The sequence below is a fragment of the Mycobacterium montefiorense genome, from assembly GCF_025823255.1.
Lineage (GTDB): Bacteria > Actinomycetota > Actinomycetes > Mycobacteriales > Mycobacteriaceae > Mycobacterium > Mycobacterium montefiorense.
Genome location: NZ_JACKVL010000017.1, coordinates 578,770 through 591,843, shown reverse-complemented (window position 1 = coordinate 591,843; position 13,074 = coordinate 578,770). Strand labels below are relative to the sequence as shown.

At 64.9% G+C, this 13,074-nt stretch carries 12 protein-coding genes and 1 pseudogene; 10 read left to right on the top strand and 3 right to left on the bottom strand.

The annotated features are described in order from the left end of the window. Window positions 1-21: 21 nt before the first annotated feature. Genes H7K34_RS22710 through H7K34_RS22700 form a run of 3 tightly spaced genes read left to right on the top strand, consistent with a single transcriptional unit; the run spans window position 22 to window position 3,394 of the window. Window positions 22-771 (top strand): DUF2786 domain-containing protein, encoded by a 750-nt coding sequence (locus tag H7K34_RS22710; protein ID WP_264064250.1) that lies wholly within the window; start codon window positions 22-24, stop codon window positions 769-771. Further along, window positions 768-1,289, top strand: a complete 522-nt coding sequence (locus H7K34_RS22705; RefSeq protein ID WP_264064249.1) for a TIGR04338 family metallohydrolase — start codon at window positions 768-770, stop codon at window positions 1,287-1,289. Before H7K34_RS22710 ends, H7K34_RS22705 begins: the two co-directional genes overlap by 4 nt. Beyond that, window positions 1,277-3,394, top strand: a complete 2,118-nt coding sequence (locus H7K34_RS22700) for a beta-glucosidase (protein ID WP_264064248.1) — start codon at window positions 1,277-1,279, stop codon at window positions 3,392-3,394. The genes H7K34_RS22705 and H7K34_RS22700 overlap by 13 nt, the downstream gene beginning before the upstream one ends. 36 nt (window positions 3,395-3,430) lie before the next feature. On the opposite strand, the gene mymT is transcribed toward H7K34_RS22700, so the two are convergent. Further along, window positions 3,431-3,586 (bottom strand): copper-binding metallothionein MymT, encoded by a 156-nt coding sequence (mymT, locus tag H7K34_RS22695; protein WP_272896383.1) that lies wholly within the window; start codon window positions 3,584-3,586, stop codon window positions 3,431-3,433. A 200-nt stretch (window positions 3,587-3,786) separates the two neighbouring features. Between mymT and H7K34_RS22690 the strand changes: the two genes are divergently transcribed. After that, complete coding sequence (locus H7K34_RS22690; RefSeq protein ID WP_264064246.1) at window positions 3,787-4,452, top strand: O-methyltransferase; 666 nt, start codon at window positions 3,787-3,789, stop codon at window positions 4,450-4,452. 158 nt (window positions 4,453-4,610) lie between these two features. Beyond that, the gene (locus H7K34_RS22685; protein WP_264064245.1) at window positions 4,611-5,048 is read left to right on the top strand and encodes an SPW repeat protein; all 438 of its coding nucleotides are present in this window, start codon (window positions 4,611-4,613) and stop codon (window positions 5,046-5,048) included. Window positions 5,049-5,115: 67 nt separating this feature from the next. Here H7K34_RS22685 and ilvD read toward each other — a convergent pair whose 3' ends face one another. Then, window positions 5,116-6,828, bottom strand: a complete 1,713-nt coding sequence (gene ilvD, locus H7K34_RS22680; protein WP_108922083.1) for a dihydroxy-acid dehydratase — start codon at window positions 6,826-6,828, stop codon at window positions 5,116-5,118. Between the two features lie 127 nt (window positions 6,829-6,955). On the opposite strand from ilvD, the gene ricR reads away from it, so the two are divergent. The 3 genes and pseudogenes from ricR (at window position 6,956) to H7K34_RS22665 (ending at window position 9,555) form a co-directional block, all read left to right on the top strand. Further along, complete coding sequence (ricR, locus tag H7K34_RS22675) at window positions 6,956-7,258, top strand: copper-sensing transcriptional repressor RicR (RefSeq protein WP_108922084.1); 303 nt, start codon at window positions 6,956-6,958, stop codon at window positions 7,256-7,258. A gap of 140 nt (window positions 7,259-7,398) precedes the next feature. Further along, window positions 7,399-8,390, top strand: a pseudogene (locus H7K34_RS22670) (MFS transporter). A 118-nt stretch (window positions 8,391-8,508) separates the two neighbouring features. Beyond that, window positions 8,509-9,555 carry a L,D-transpeptidase gene (locus tag H7K34_RS22665; RefSeq protein ID WP_264064244.1) on the top strand — a complete coding sequence of 349 codons (1,047 nt, stop codon included), beginning with the start codon at window positions 8,509-8,511 and terminating at the stop codon, window positions 9,553-9,555. Here the strand turns inward: H7K34_RS22665 and H7K34_RS22660 are convergent. After that, window positions 9,552-10,631, bottom strand: a complete 1,080-nt coding sequence (locus H7K34_RS22660; protein ID WP_264064243.1) for a carbon-nitrogen hydrolase family protein — start codon at window positions 10,629-10,631, stop codon at window positions 9,552-9,554. The two genes, H7K34_RS22665 and H7K34_RS22660, sit on opposite strands and share 4 nt — an antisense overlap. Before the next feature lie 462 nt (window positions 10,632-11,093). Between H7K34_RS22660 and H7K34_RS22655 the strand changes: the two genes are divergently transcribed. Then, window positions 11,094-11,420: a DUF485 domain-containing protein gene (locus tag H7K34_RS22655; RefSeq protein WP_264064242.1), complete on the top strand. Its 327-nt coding sequence runs from the start codon at window positions 11,094-11,096 to the stop codon at window positions 11,418-11,420. Continuing rightward, window positions 11,417-13,051: a solute symporter family protein gene (locus tag H7K34_RS22650; protein ID WP_264064241.1), complete on the top strand. Its 1,635-nt coding sequence runs from the start codon at window positions 11,417-11,419 to the stop codon at window positions 13,049-13,051. The genes H7K34_RS22655 and H7K34_RS22650 overlap by 4 nt, the downstream gene beginning before the upstream one ends. The last annotated feature ends 23 nt before the right edge of the window (window positions 13,052-13,074 follow it).

Sequence of the window (13,074 nt, the reverse complement as noted above, 5' to 3'; positions counted from 1 at the left end):
TCGCTCCCGTAGTTTGGCGCTATGACCGACGACAAAATGTTGGCGCGCATCGCCGCGCTGCTGCGTCAGGCCGAAGGCACCGACAACACGCACGAGGCCGACGCCTTTATGACCGCCGCGCAGCGATTGGCGACAGCGGCGTCCATCGACTTAGCGGTCGCGCGATCGCATTCGTCCAACCGCTCGGCCGCGCAGGCGCCGACCCAACGGACCATCACGATCGGGACGGCCGGCACCAAGGGACTGCGGACCTACGTGCAGCTCTTCGTGCTGATCGCGTCGGCCAACGACGTGCGCTGCGACGTGGCGTCGAATGCGACGTTTGTCTACGCCTACGGGTTCACCGAAGACATCGACGCCAGCCACGCCCTGTACGCCAGCCTGGTTGTGCAGATGGTGCGGGCCTCGGATTCCTATCTCGGCTCCGGTGCGCACCGGCCCACCCCGACGATCACCGCCCGGCTGAACTTTCAGCTGGCCTTCGGGGCTCGCGTCGGTCACCGGTTGAGCGAGGCGCGCGAAGAGGCCCGACGCGAGGCGACCAGGGACCGCAGCCGTCGGCCCGGTACCGCTATCGCCTTGCGGGACAAAGATGTCGAGCTACACGACCACTACCGTAGGGCGTCCAAAGCCCGTGGCACCTACCAAGTCAGCCGAGCGACGGCGGGGTATTCGTCGGCAGCACGGCGCGCGGGTGATCGGGCCGGCAAGCGGGCTCGGCTCGGCAACAGTTCCGAGTTGCCCGGAGCGCGGAGCGCGCTGGGCACGTGAGGACGGGGGCTGCGCCGAAGCGGGATTCCCAGCGCTCCAAGGTGTATGCGGCTGAGGAGTTCGTCCGCACGTTGTTCGACCGGGCCGCCGAGCACCAATCGTCGGCCGTGGAGTTCTTCGGCACGCAGTTGACGCTGCCGCCGGAAGCGCGGTTCGGCTCCGTGGCGTCCGCGCAGCGCTATGTTGACCAGGTGCTTGCGCTACCGGCGGTGCGAGACCGCTGGCCCGAGGTGTTGCCGCTGAGAGTGCGATCGCGGCGCGCGGCTACCGCCGCGCATTACGAAAACTATGATGACACAGGGATTATCGCGGTTCCCGACCGTGACACCGCCGACTGGGCACTACGTGAGCTGGTGGTACTGCATGAAGTGGCACACCACCTGTGCCAGGCACAACCGGCGCACGGGCCGGAGTTTGTCGACACGATCTGCACGCTGGCTGAGCTGGTGATGGGACCAGAACTAGGGCACGTGCTACGGGTGGTCTACGCCAAAGAGGGTGTGAAATGGGCGAACTAGACGACCCGGACGCCCGGGCGCGTGACATCGAGAGCCAAATGACGGACGACGAGCGGTTTTCGCTACTGGTCGCGGTAATGGGGGTCTCGGAACTGTGGCCGCTGCCGGATGACCGCATCCCGGCCGGCACCCCGATGAGTGCCGGATACGTGCCCGCAATCCCCCGTCTTGGTATCCCCGCGCTGCGGATGAGCGATGCCGGCCTCGGAGTCACCAATCCCGGCTACCGGCCGGGTGACACCGCCACCGCGCTGCCGGCCGGGTTGGCGCTGGCCGCCGGTTTCGATCCCGCTCTCGCGCGCGCCGCGGGAGAGGTGATCGGGCGTGAGGCACGCAGTCGCGGGTTCAATGTGCAACTGGCCGGCGCGATGAACCTGGCCCGCGACCCGCGAAACGGCCGCAACTTCGAATATGTCTCGGAAGACCCGCTTTTGACCGCAACGATCGCCGCCGAGTCGGTCAACGGGATTCAGCAACACGGCGTCATCTCGACGGTCAAGCACTATTCGCTGAACTGCAACGAGACAAACCGGCACTGGCTGGACGCGATCATCGCTCCCGACGCGCATCGCGAATCCGACTTGCTGGCTTTCGAGATCGCCATCGAGCGATCGCAACCCGGCGCGGTCATGACGGCCTACAACAAGGTCAACGGTGAACACGCGTCGGCGAACCGGCTGTTGCTCAACGATGTGCTGAAAGGGGTGTGGGGCTACCGCGGTTGGGTCATGTCGGACTGGGGTGCCACGCCCAGCTGGGAGTGTGCTCTGCACGGGTTGGACCAGGAATGCGGCGCGCAGATCGACACCGTGTTCTGGCAATCCGAGGCATTCACCGAACCCCTGCGATCGGCCTACGCCGACGGCCGGTTCCCCAAAGACCGCCTGTCCGACATGGTTCGGCGGATCTTACGGTCGATGTTCGCGGTCGGACTAGACCGGGAAGGAGTCGCGCCCGAACCGGATATGGACGCGCACAACCAGATTGCGCTGCAGATCGCGCGGCAGGGAACCGTGTTGCTGCAAAACCGTGGGGTGCTGCCGCTGGCGCCGGATGCCCGCATCGCCGTCATCGGGGGCTACGCGCAGTTCGGTGTGCCGATCGGCTGCGGGTCGAGTGCCGTCGTTCCACCTGGCGGCTACGCACACGTTGTCCCGATCGGCGGGCCGGGCCTGACCGGTGGCACCCGAAATCTCTACCTGTTGCCGTCCAGCCCGGTCGACGAGCTGCGCAAGTTATTTCCCAACGCGCAGATCGAATTTGATCCCGGTCTCAGCCCCGGGGAGGCGGTAGTGGCCGCGCGCCGGGCCGATATCGCGATCGTGTTCGGGATCCGGGTCGAAGGTGAGGGATTCGACGGTGCCGACCTATCGCTGCCGTGGGGCCAGGACGCCGTGATCGCCGCGGTTGCGGCCGCCAACCCGAACACCGTGGTGGTGCTGGAGACCGGCAACCCGGTGGCCATGCCGTGGCGAGACTCGGCAAACGCGATCGTGCAGGCCTGGTATCCGGGCCAGGCCGGCGGCCAAGCGATCGCGGAGATTGTTGCCGGCCAAGTGAATCCGTCGGGGCGGCTACCGATCACGTTCCCGGCGGATCTCGATCAGACACCGCGCCCGCAACTGACCGACCTCGGCTGCGGGTGGGGGACACCAACCACGATCGACTACTTCGAAGGGGCCGAGGTCGGCTACCGGTGGTTCGCCGGCAGGAATCGCGTGCCATTGTTCGCGTTCGGTCATGGCTTGTCCTACACCAGCTTTGAGTACCGCGACTTGGTGGTCACCGGCGGTGAAACCGTTACCGCGAGCTTCAGCGTCGTCAATACCGGCGATCGCAGCGGGGCCGACGTTCCGCAGCTGTATCTGACCTCGCTCGGTGAGCAAGGCCTGCGGTTGCTGGGATTCGAGCGGGTCGAGCTGGACCCGGGCGCGACGTGCCGGGTAACCATTACGGCGGACCCGCGCCTGCTCGCGCGTTACGACGGCGGTGCGCAAAGCTGGCGGATCACACCGGGCCGCCACACGGTGGCGGTGGCTGCCTCGGCGGTCGCATTAGGGCCGGCGGCCGAGGTCGAGCTGGCCGGTCGTGCGTTCGCGCGCTGATCGGCAACTCGAACGCAACGACCGGCCTGCAGCTGCTTACTTGACGGGCACCAATGCTTCGCCGCAGGTGCAGCGATAGTCCTCTTCCGTGCCGGAGCAATGGCATCCGACCTCGATGCGGACGCGACAACTACACCCGTCGTGACCGCAGGTCAGTAGAGTCCCCTCGTCATAGTGCGCCATCTCAATCACCCTTGTCGTTAGTTGGATTCCGGTGCACACACCGCAATCCAGTGGTTACCTTCGGACTGGTTGCCCGCTGAGCGGACCACCAAGATCAATGTATACCCCATACGGGTATCTGGTAAAGGCCACGCCGGGTGATTGTTATCGATCCGGTGCGTGAACAGGTGCGACGACAATCTGGCGCGCCCGCGACTAGCGTTGATCGCATGACCGGCAAACCCACCCCGCAAGATGTCGATGCCTTTTTGGACAGCACAGTCATCGGTGCCGACCCGGCGTTGTCCGCGGCGCAGGAGTCGAGCGACGCGGCCGGGTTACCTCAGATCGCCGTGTCCTGGCAGCAGGGCAAGTTCCTGTCCTTGCTGGCCGGTGCGATTGGCGCGCGCCGCATTCTCGAGATCGGCACCCTGGCCGGTTTCAGCACGATTTGGCTGGCGCGTGGGGCGGGACCGCACGGACAGGTGGTGACGCTGGAGTACGAGCCCATGCACGCCGAGGTCGCCCGGGCCAATCTGAAGCGGGCCGGTGTCGCCGATCGGGTACAGGTGATAGTCGGCGCGGCGCTGGAGACCTTGCCGGCCGTGACCGGTGATCCGTTCGATTTGGTGTTCATCGATGCCGACAAGGAGCACTATGTCGAATATCTGCAATGGGCGGTCAGGCTGGCCCGTCCCGGCGCACTCATTTTGGTAGACAACGTCATTCGCGAAGGCGGGATTCTGTCGCCGGAATCCGATGACGCCAGGATTGTCGCGACGCGTCAGACCTTGCAGGCGATGGGCGAGCACTCGCGGCTGGACACCGCGGTGATCCAGACGGTCGGTGCCAAGCACTGGGACGGTTTTGCGATCGCGTCGGTGAAGGCGTTCTAGCCCGACGGAAAACAGGCTGTTTCGCCGTTGTTCAGCGGCACCGATTCTCGTTGCTGGTACCCCGTGATCAGGCGTAATCTGGAAAAAGATGGATGGTCGCAGCGAGCCCAGAGTGCTTGTTGCATAACGCGCTTGCTGCATGACAGAAAGGTCGCAAAATGAGTACAGTCCATTCATCAATCGATCACCACCCGGACTTGTTGGCCCTGCGTGCGCGCTACGAACGCGTCGCCGAGTCGATGAGTGCGCATTTCACGTTCGGTCTAGCCTTGCTAACCGGCCTGTATGTCGCTGCGTCACCGTGGATCGTCGGATTCAGTGGGACGACATCGCTCGCCACGTCTGACCTCATCGTCGGGATCGCGTTGGCGTTCCTGGCATACGGGTTCGCGACGGCACTGGACCGGGCGCACGGGATGACCTGGACGTTGCCGGTGCTGGGCGTGTGGGTCATCGTGTCGCCGTGGGTCGTGCCGGGCGTTGCGCTGACTTCGGGCATGATCTGGTCGAATGTGGTCGCAGGTGCATTGATGACGTTCCTGGGTCTCAATGCCACCTACTTCGGCATGCGCACCCGCGCCGCTACGCACGCTTAGCGACGAAACCTGCTGAGCCAGGCAGTAATTCACTCTGCCTGGCCGAGTAATTTCGGCTGTCGTCGGGCTAGCCGCAGACTGCGCCGATCGCGGCCGAGCTGACCAGCTTGACGTACTTGGCCAGCACGCCGGTCTTGTAGCGCGGCGGTGGAGGCGTGAAACCCTCTTGCCGAGAATCGAATTCGTCCGGGTCGGCCAGCACGTCAAGGGTGCCACCGGCGACGTCGAGCCGGATTCGGTCACCATCGCGCAGGAACGCGATCGGCCCGGCGTCGACCGCCTCGGGCGCGACGTGTCCCACGCACAGGCCGGTGGTGCCGCCGGAGAACCGGCCGTCGGTGAGCAGCAGCACGTCTTTACCGAGCCCCGCACCTTTGATCGCACCGGTGATGGCCAGCATTTCACGCATCCCGGGTCCGCCCTTGGGGCCCTCGTAACGGATCACCACCGCGTCGCCCTTGGTGATGGTGCCGTCCTCGAGCGCATCCAGCGCCGCCCGTTCGCCGTCGAAAACCCTTGCGGTGCCCTCGAAAACGTCCGAATCGAAACCGGCCGACTTGACCACCGCGCCCTCGGGCGCCAGGGTCCCGCGCAGGATGGTGATCCCGCCCGTCGGGTGGATCGGGTCACCCATCGCGCGCAGCACCTTGCCGTCCGGGTCGGGCGGGTCGATGGTGGCCAGGTTCTCGGCCACCGTCTTGCCGGTCACCGTCAGGCAGTCGCCGTGCATCAGCCCCGCGTCCAGCAGTGCCTTCATCATCACGGGGACGCCGCCGATGTGGTCCACGTGCGACATCACGTGCCGGCCAAACGGCTTGACGTCGGCCAGGTGCGGCACCTTGGACCCGATCCGGCTGAAGTCCTCGAGTGTGAGCTCGACTTCGGCCTCGTGGGCGATGGCCAGCAGATGCAGCACCGCGTTGGTCGAGCCGCCGAACGCCATCACCACCGCGATCGCGTTCTCGAACGCCTCCTTGGTGAGGATGTCGCGGGCGGTGATCCCGCGGCGCAGTAGTTCGATGACGGCCTGGCCGCTGCGCCGGGCGAAGCCGTCGCGGCGGCGGTCGGTCGCGGGCGGCGCCGCGCTGCCGGGTATCGACATGCCTAGCGCCTCGGCGGCGCTGGCCATTGTGTTGGCGGTGTACATGCCGCCGCAAGCGCCTTCGCCGGGGCAGATCGCCCGCTCGATCGCATCGACGTCCTCGCGCGACATCAGTCCGCGCGAGCACGCGCCCACGGCCTCGAACGCGTCGATGATCGTCACTTCGCGCTCACTGCCGTCGGAGAGCTTGGCCACGCCCGGCAGGATCGAGCCCGCGTAGAGGAACACTGAGGCCAGGTCCAGGCGGGCGGCGGCCATCAGCATGCCGGGCAACGACTTGTCACACCCGGCCAGCAGCACCGAGCCGTCGAGGCGTTCGGCCTGCATGACGGTCTCGACACTGTCCGCGATCACCTCGCGGGACACCAGCGAGAAATGCATGCCCTCGTGGCCCATCGAGATACCGTCGGAGACCGAGATGGTGCCGAACTCGAGCGGATAGCCGCCGGCCGAGAACACCCCCTCCTTGACGGCCTTGGCCAGCCGGTCCAGCGACAGGTTGCACGGCGTGATCTCGTTCCACGACGAAGCGACCCCGATCTGTGGCTTGGCGAAGTCCTCGTCATCCATGCCTACCGCCCGCAGCATGCCCCGCGCGGCGGTCTTCTCCAGACCGTCGGTGACGTCACGACTGCGTGGTTTGATGTCGGCGACTGCCGAGTGGGTGTCCAGGGCCATTGACCAAGTATGCGCGGGGATGACAAGCGAATTTTCGCCGGTTATACCCCGCTGGGGTATAGGGTATCGTGGACATCGACCTGCCGCCGGTGCTGGGTGTGTAGTGAGAGGGGCTTGAGGGACCGAGATGACGACTCCACATGGCTATTCGCAGCAGAAAGACAATTACGCCAAGCGGCTGCGGCGCATCGAGGGCCAGGTGCGCGGCATCGCGAAGATGATCGAGGATGACAAGTACTGCATTGACGTCCTTACCCAGATCAGCGCCGTGAACAGCGCGATGCGATCGGTGGCGCTGAACCTGCTGGACGAGCACCTGGGCCATTGCGTGACGCGGGCGGTCGCAGAGGAGGGGCCCCAGGCCCCGGAAAAGGCTCAAGCCAAACTGGCCGAGGCATCGGCCGCGATCGCGCGTCTTGTTCGTTCCTGATTGGTGACGTAGTTGAGACCGGTTTTGCGGTCCTAAGTTGGCCGAACCCGTTGTTGTGGTGCGTACGGTAAGGCAGTGTGATCGCATTAGGCACGACAACCCAGGAAATGGGGAGCCAGGCCGATACCGTATCCCACGCCATGACTTCCGAAACCGGAACAGCCGCCGCCACTGCGCGAACGTGGACACCACGGATCGCCGCCCAGCTGGCGGTGCTGGCCGCGGCGGCCTTCATCTATGTCACGGCCGAGATTTTGCCGGTTGGCGCGCTGTCCGCGATCTCCCGGGATCTACACGTCAGTGTCGTCTATGTCGGAACCCTGCTGACCTGGTATGCCCTGGTCGCGGCCCTGACGACGGTTCCGCTGGTGCGCTGGACCGCACATTGGCCGCGACGCCGCGCGCTGATGCTCAGCCTGACCTGCCTGACCGTATCGCAGGTGATCTCGGCGCTGGCGCCCAACTTCGCGGTACTGGCCGCAGGGCGGGTGCTGTGCGCGGTCACCCACGGCCTGCTGTGGGCGGTCATCGCCCCGATAGCCACCCGGCTGGTGCCGGCCAGCCATGCGGGACGCGCGACCACCTCGATCTATGTCGGGACCAGCCTGGCGCTGGTGATCGGTAGCCCCCTTACCGCGGCATTGAGCCTGATGTGGGGCTGGCGCCTGGCGGTCGTGTGCGTCACCGTCGCGGCGGCCATCTTCACCGTCGCCGCCAGGGTGATGTTGCCGGAAATGGTGCTCACCGAGGGCCAGCTGGCCTGCGTCGGCCCGCGGTCGCGCCATCACCGCAACCCGCGACTGATCACGGTGAGCTTGCTCGCGATGGTCGCGGTCACCGGCCATTTCGTTTCCTATACCTACATCTCGGTCATCATCCGTGACGTCGTCGGCGTGCGCGGGCCCAACCAGGCCTGGTTGCTGGCCGCCTACGGCTTAGCCGGTCTGCTATCGGCATCATGGCCGGCTCTCTTTCCGGTGGCTTGCTGTACGAGCACAGCGTGGCGACGATGCTCACCGCGTCCGCGGGTTTGATGGGTATCGCGCTGGCCGGCATCGCGGTCAACAGACGGGTGCTGGACGTCAACAGACGGGTGCTGGACGTTGCCCCGTCAAGCTCACTCGATTCCTAGACTGGGCAGTTCACACCCCACAATTGCGTCCCTGAACGGTGTTGCGCCCGGCGCGAAATAGGTAGCTGGCCACGTCGCTGTGCCACACTGGATCCAGCTACTGACTGGAGGTATGCATATGTCGGGCTGGACGAGGGCAAGCCTCTTCGCGGCTCTGAGCGCAGCCGGTGCCGCCGCTTCTTTGGTGCTGGGCACCGGCCCCGCCATGGCGGATCCGGAGCCGGCTCCAGGCGATCCCGGCGTGGTTGCCGCACCCGCCGACCCACCCGCTCCGCCCCCGTTTGTGCTGCCAGGTTTGCCGCCTCCGCCGGGTGATCCACTGGCGCCGCCACCGCCCCTGCCGGGTGAGCCGCTACCGCCGCCGCCCCCGCCTCCGTGGGCGCCGCCGATGGCAGTGCCGGCCGCCGCGGGTGCCGCCGACGGGCAGGACCCGACCCCGTTTACCGGCACGGCGCCATTCGGTGCGCCCACGTTCGTCCCGAAAACCGGCTCAATGGTGGGCGTCGGACAGCCGATCATCATCAATTTCCCCGGCCGGGTCGATGACTCCGGCGCGGCTCAAGCTGCCGTGCACGTGTCGTCGATCCCGCCTGTCCCGGGCAAGTTCTACTGGATGACACCGACCCAATTGCGTTGGCGTCCAACGAGTTTCTGGCCCGCCAACACCGCGGTGAACATCGATGCCGGTGGCACCAAGTCCAGCTTTCGGACCGGAGACAGCCTGGTGGCGACGGCCGACGACGCCACGCACCAACTGACGGTCACGCGTAATGGCGTGGTGGAGAAGACCATTCCGATGTCGATGGGCATGACCGCCGGTAACCACCAGACCCCCAACGGCACCTACTACGTGCAAGAGAAGATGCCTTCGGTGGTGATGGACTCGTCGACCTACGGGGTCCCGGTGAATTCGACGTACGGCTACAAGGTGACTGTCGAGCTGGCTGTGCGGTTCGACAATGTCGGCGACTTCGTGCACAGCGCCCCGTGGTCGGTTAACGACCAGGGCAAGCGCGACGTCAGCCACGGCTGCATCAATATCAGCCCCAGCAACGCGAAGTGGTTCTTCGACAATTTCGGCACGGGCGATCCGATCATCGTGAAGAACTCCAGCGGCGGCTCGTACAAGAAGAACGACGGTTCCAGCGACTGGATAACCAACTAGCCGGACGGCAGGCGGTCCGGGCCGAGATTGTTCGTGACGACCAGGTGTTCGTCGGTGGTCGACAACGGCGCGTCGGACCGATTCGATTCGCTCGCATGGTGATTCGCACGCAGAATCAGCGGTCGGCTCATGTCGACTGACAGGCTGAAGATGTCCGCGCGGTTGTAGGTGCCCACGATGTCGTGGGCCTGCTTGGCGATGACCTCTTTGCTCAGGTCGACCTCGGCGTGCAGGATCCCTTCCGGCTGGGTCATCGGCCCGGCGACGACCTGACCGTCGGGGCCGATCACCATCGCGGCGGGAGGGGCTGCCGTCAATGCCTTTTCGATGCGAGCATCGCCGCGGGCGACCGCACGGATGGCAGTCTCGTCCAACGTCGTCGCGGCGACAACGACGAACACCTTGCCCTCGAACGCGTGGGCGGCGCTGCGAAGCCGGATGAACTCGGCGAGGTCGTAGTGGAAGTCCTCGGACCGGCCGTCGAACGGCCAAGCCGGTGGATAGGTCGCGATATGCAGCCGTTCCCCCTGGGCGAGCAGAGTGAATCTCGCCAGCGTATTAGTGTTTTCGCCGCAGATGAGCGCACCGAGGCGCCACCCGCCGAGTTCGACCGGCCGTAGGTCGTGAGCGTCTCCGTGGGACCAGGTCAGGCGCTCGTACCAGGTGGCCACGAGCTTGCGGCGGTGATTCACCAGCCGGCCGCTCGGGTCGAACACCAGGTTCGAGTTCCAGAGTTGGCCCAAGCTGTCCGGGTTGCGTTCGTTTATCCCCACCGACAATGTCACCCCGTGCGTGCGGGCGATGCGACCGAGTCGATCCGTAGCGGGACTGGGTACCACGATCGATTCGGCAACGAGTCGCTCGTGCCAGTCATGCTGATCGATCGGAGGCAGAACAGCGTTCCAGACCGGGAATCCGGCAAGAAACGCCTCACCGAAAACGACCAACTGCGCCCCGTCTCGAGCTGCGGTTGCCACCAGGCTATCGACCTTGTCGAGGCTGGCCTGCAGGTCGAGAAAGACGGGCGCCGCGTTCACGGCGGCGACCGCCACCTTCGGGAGGTCGAGTGATGACATGTCGTTGCCCTTCTCGAGACTGTTTTGATCTATCGACAATATTGCGGGTTCCGATCGACCCGCGAATCCCACCTTATCCCTGACCGATTGACTGTCAATTAGATTGTCCTGCCAACGATTCCGCTGCGATTGTCGACATTTCTCGACAACCACTAGCGGCTGGAAGTTTCTACCGACCAGCTAGGAGGTAAAGGCTTCCACCGCTGAGTTGCCGATGAAGAATCGCCACTTATAGTGATGCACAACACTATTCGATGCTGTCATCAAGTGTGTCGACATTTCTCGACACACTATTTTGCGCTGAGTTCGGAGGTTCACGTGTCACAGCCAACAACGAGTAGCGAGCAGCAACGTGGTGCTGCGGCGCCTGGTGCGCCGCCGCAGTTGCCCAATAATGGCTATGTAGCCAATAATTCGACTCCGGTAAGTCTCGATACCGGTCGGCCAGCAGAGCATCGCGCGGTGTGCATAGCGCCGAGTCTTGACGACTTCGCGCGAGTGCAAGCCTCCCCGGAGTTCCAGGAACTGCGGCACCGGCTGCGCCGATTCGTCTTTCCGATGACGGCGTTCTTCCTGGCTTGGTACCTGGTCTACATGTTGCTCGCCACCTACGCGCACGCGTTCATGGCGACAAAGGTGTTCGGTCACATCAATCTCGGTGTAGTGCTTGGCTTTGGGCAATTCGTCACGACCTTCGGGATCACGATCCTCTACGTGAGGTTCGCCGGCCGAACGCTCGATCCGCGGGCCGCGAAGATCCGCGCCGAACTGGAAGGAGCCGGCGCGTGACCGCCACGCTGGTGGCTGCCGCCAACGTCGGAAATCCACTGATCAATATCGGAGTCTTCGCGGTTTTCGTGATCGGCACCATGGCGTTGGTGATCTGGGCCGGCCGCAGCACCAAGAAGCCCAGTGATTTCTACACCGGCGGCGGTGAATTCACCGGAGCCCAAAACGGATTCGCCATCTCCGGCGACTACCTGTCGGCGGCGTCGTTTCTCGGCGTGTCCGGCGCCATCGCGGTCTACGGCTATGACGGATTCCTCTACTCGATCGGCTTCTTGGTGGCGTGGCTGGTGGCGCTGCTCCTGGTCGCGGAATTACTGCGCAATACCGGCCGATTCACGATGGCCGACGTGTTGAGCTTCCGGCTCAACCAACGTCCCGTCCGGATGGCCGCGGCGGTGTCAACCCTGACCGTGTCGCTGTTCTACCTGCTCGCCCAGATGGCCGGCGCCGGCGGACTGGTCGCGTTGTTGCTCGACGTCAAAAGTGAAGTGGGCCAGTCGGCGGTGGTCGCGGTCGTCGGCGCGTTGATGATCGCCTACGTGCTCATCGGCGGAATGAAGGGTACGACGTACGTCCAGATGGTGAAGGCCGTTCTGCTGGTCACGGGGGCGGCGATCATGTTTGCACTGGTCGTGATCGCGGTGCGCGGCAACTTCTCCCAACTGCTCGCCAACGCGCAAGGCGTGGTGGATCATTCGAAAAACCATGCTGTCGCCGGTCACAACATCCTGGAACCGGGTGCCAAGTACGGCGCCACAGCAATCACCAAACTGGACTTCCTGTCGCTGGGGATTGCTTTGGTGCTGGGCACCGCCGGATTGCCCCACGTGCTGATGCGCTTCTACACGGTCCCCACCGCCATCCAGGCACGCCGCTCAGTGACGTGGGCGATCGGCGCGATCGGCCTCTTCTACCTGTTCTCGTTGGCCATCGGTTATGGCGCGGCCTGGCTGGTCGGCCCCGACGTGATCCTTGCGACCGCGGGCAAGGAGAACTCCGCCGCGCCGTTGCTCGCGTTCAAATTGGGCGGGACGGTATTCCTCGGTGTGATCGCCGCCGTCGCATTCGCGACGATCCTGGCCGTGGTGGCCGGTCTGGCGATCACCGCAGCCACCTCGTTCGCCCACGACATCTACGCCGGCGTGATCAAAAGGGGTGCGGCCTCCGAGGCGCAACAGGTTCGGGTGTCGCGATTCATGGTCGTGGTGATCGGCATCCTGGCCATCGTTCTCGGAATCCTGGCGATGGGCCAGAATGTGGCGTTCCTGGTAGCTCTGGCGTTTGCCGTCGCCGCCTCGGCCAACCTGCCGACCCTGCTGTATTCGTTGTTCTGGAAGCAGTTCAACACCGCCGGCGCCTTGTTCAGCATCTACGGCGGGTTACTCAGTTGCCTGGTGCTCATCATCTTCTCGCCCGCCGTTTCCGGAAATCGCTCGGCGATGTTCCCGCACGCCGACTTCGCCTGGTTTCCGTTGGCGAACCCGGGCATTGTCAGCATTCCGCTGGCGTTCGCGCTCGGCATTGTCGGCAGCTACGTCGGGCGACGTCAGCCTGAGGATCCGGCCAAGCAAGCTGAAATGGAGGTGCGATCCCTCACGGGCGTCGGTGTGGAAAAGGCCCTGGTCCATTGACGCAGATCTGATCGGAGAGACAC

Coding starts and splice junctions, on each gene's coding strand:
- H7K34_RS22710 (WP_264064250.1), top strand. CDS start 22: ATGACCGACGACAAAATGTTGGCGCGCATCGCCGCGCTGCTGCGTCAG.
- ricR (WP_108922084.1), top strand. CDS start 6,956: ATGACGACTCCACATGGCTATTCGCAGCAGAAAGACAATTACGCCAAG.
- H7K34_RS22685 (WP_264064245.1), top strand. CDS start 4,611: ATGAGTACAGTCCATTCATCAATCGATCACCACCCGGACTTGTTGGCC.
- ilvD (WP_108922083.1), bottom strand. CDS start 6,828: ATGGCCCTGGACACCCACTCGGCAGTCGCCGACATCAAACCACGCAGT.
- H7K34_RS22660 (WP_264064243.1), bottom strand. CDS start 10,631: ATGTCATCACTCGACCTCCCGAAGGTGGCGGTCGCCGCCGTGAACGCG.
- H7K34_RS22665 (WP_264064244.1), top strand. CDS start 8,509: ATGTCGGGCTGGACGAGGGCAAGCCTCTTCGCGGCTCTGAGCGCAGCC.
- H7K34_RS22690 (WP_264064246.1), top strand. CDS start 3,787: ATGACCGGCAAACCCACCCCGCAAGATGTCGATGCCTTTTTGGACAGC.
- H7K34_RS22700 (WP_264064248.1), top strand. CDS start 1,277: ATGGGCGAACTAGACGACCCGGACGCCCGGGCGCGTGACATCGAGAGC.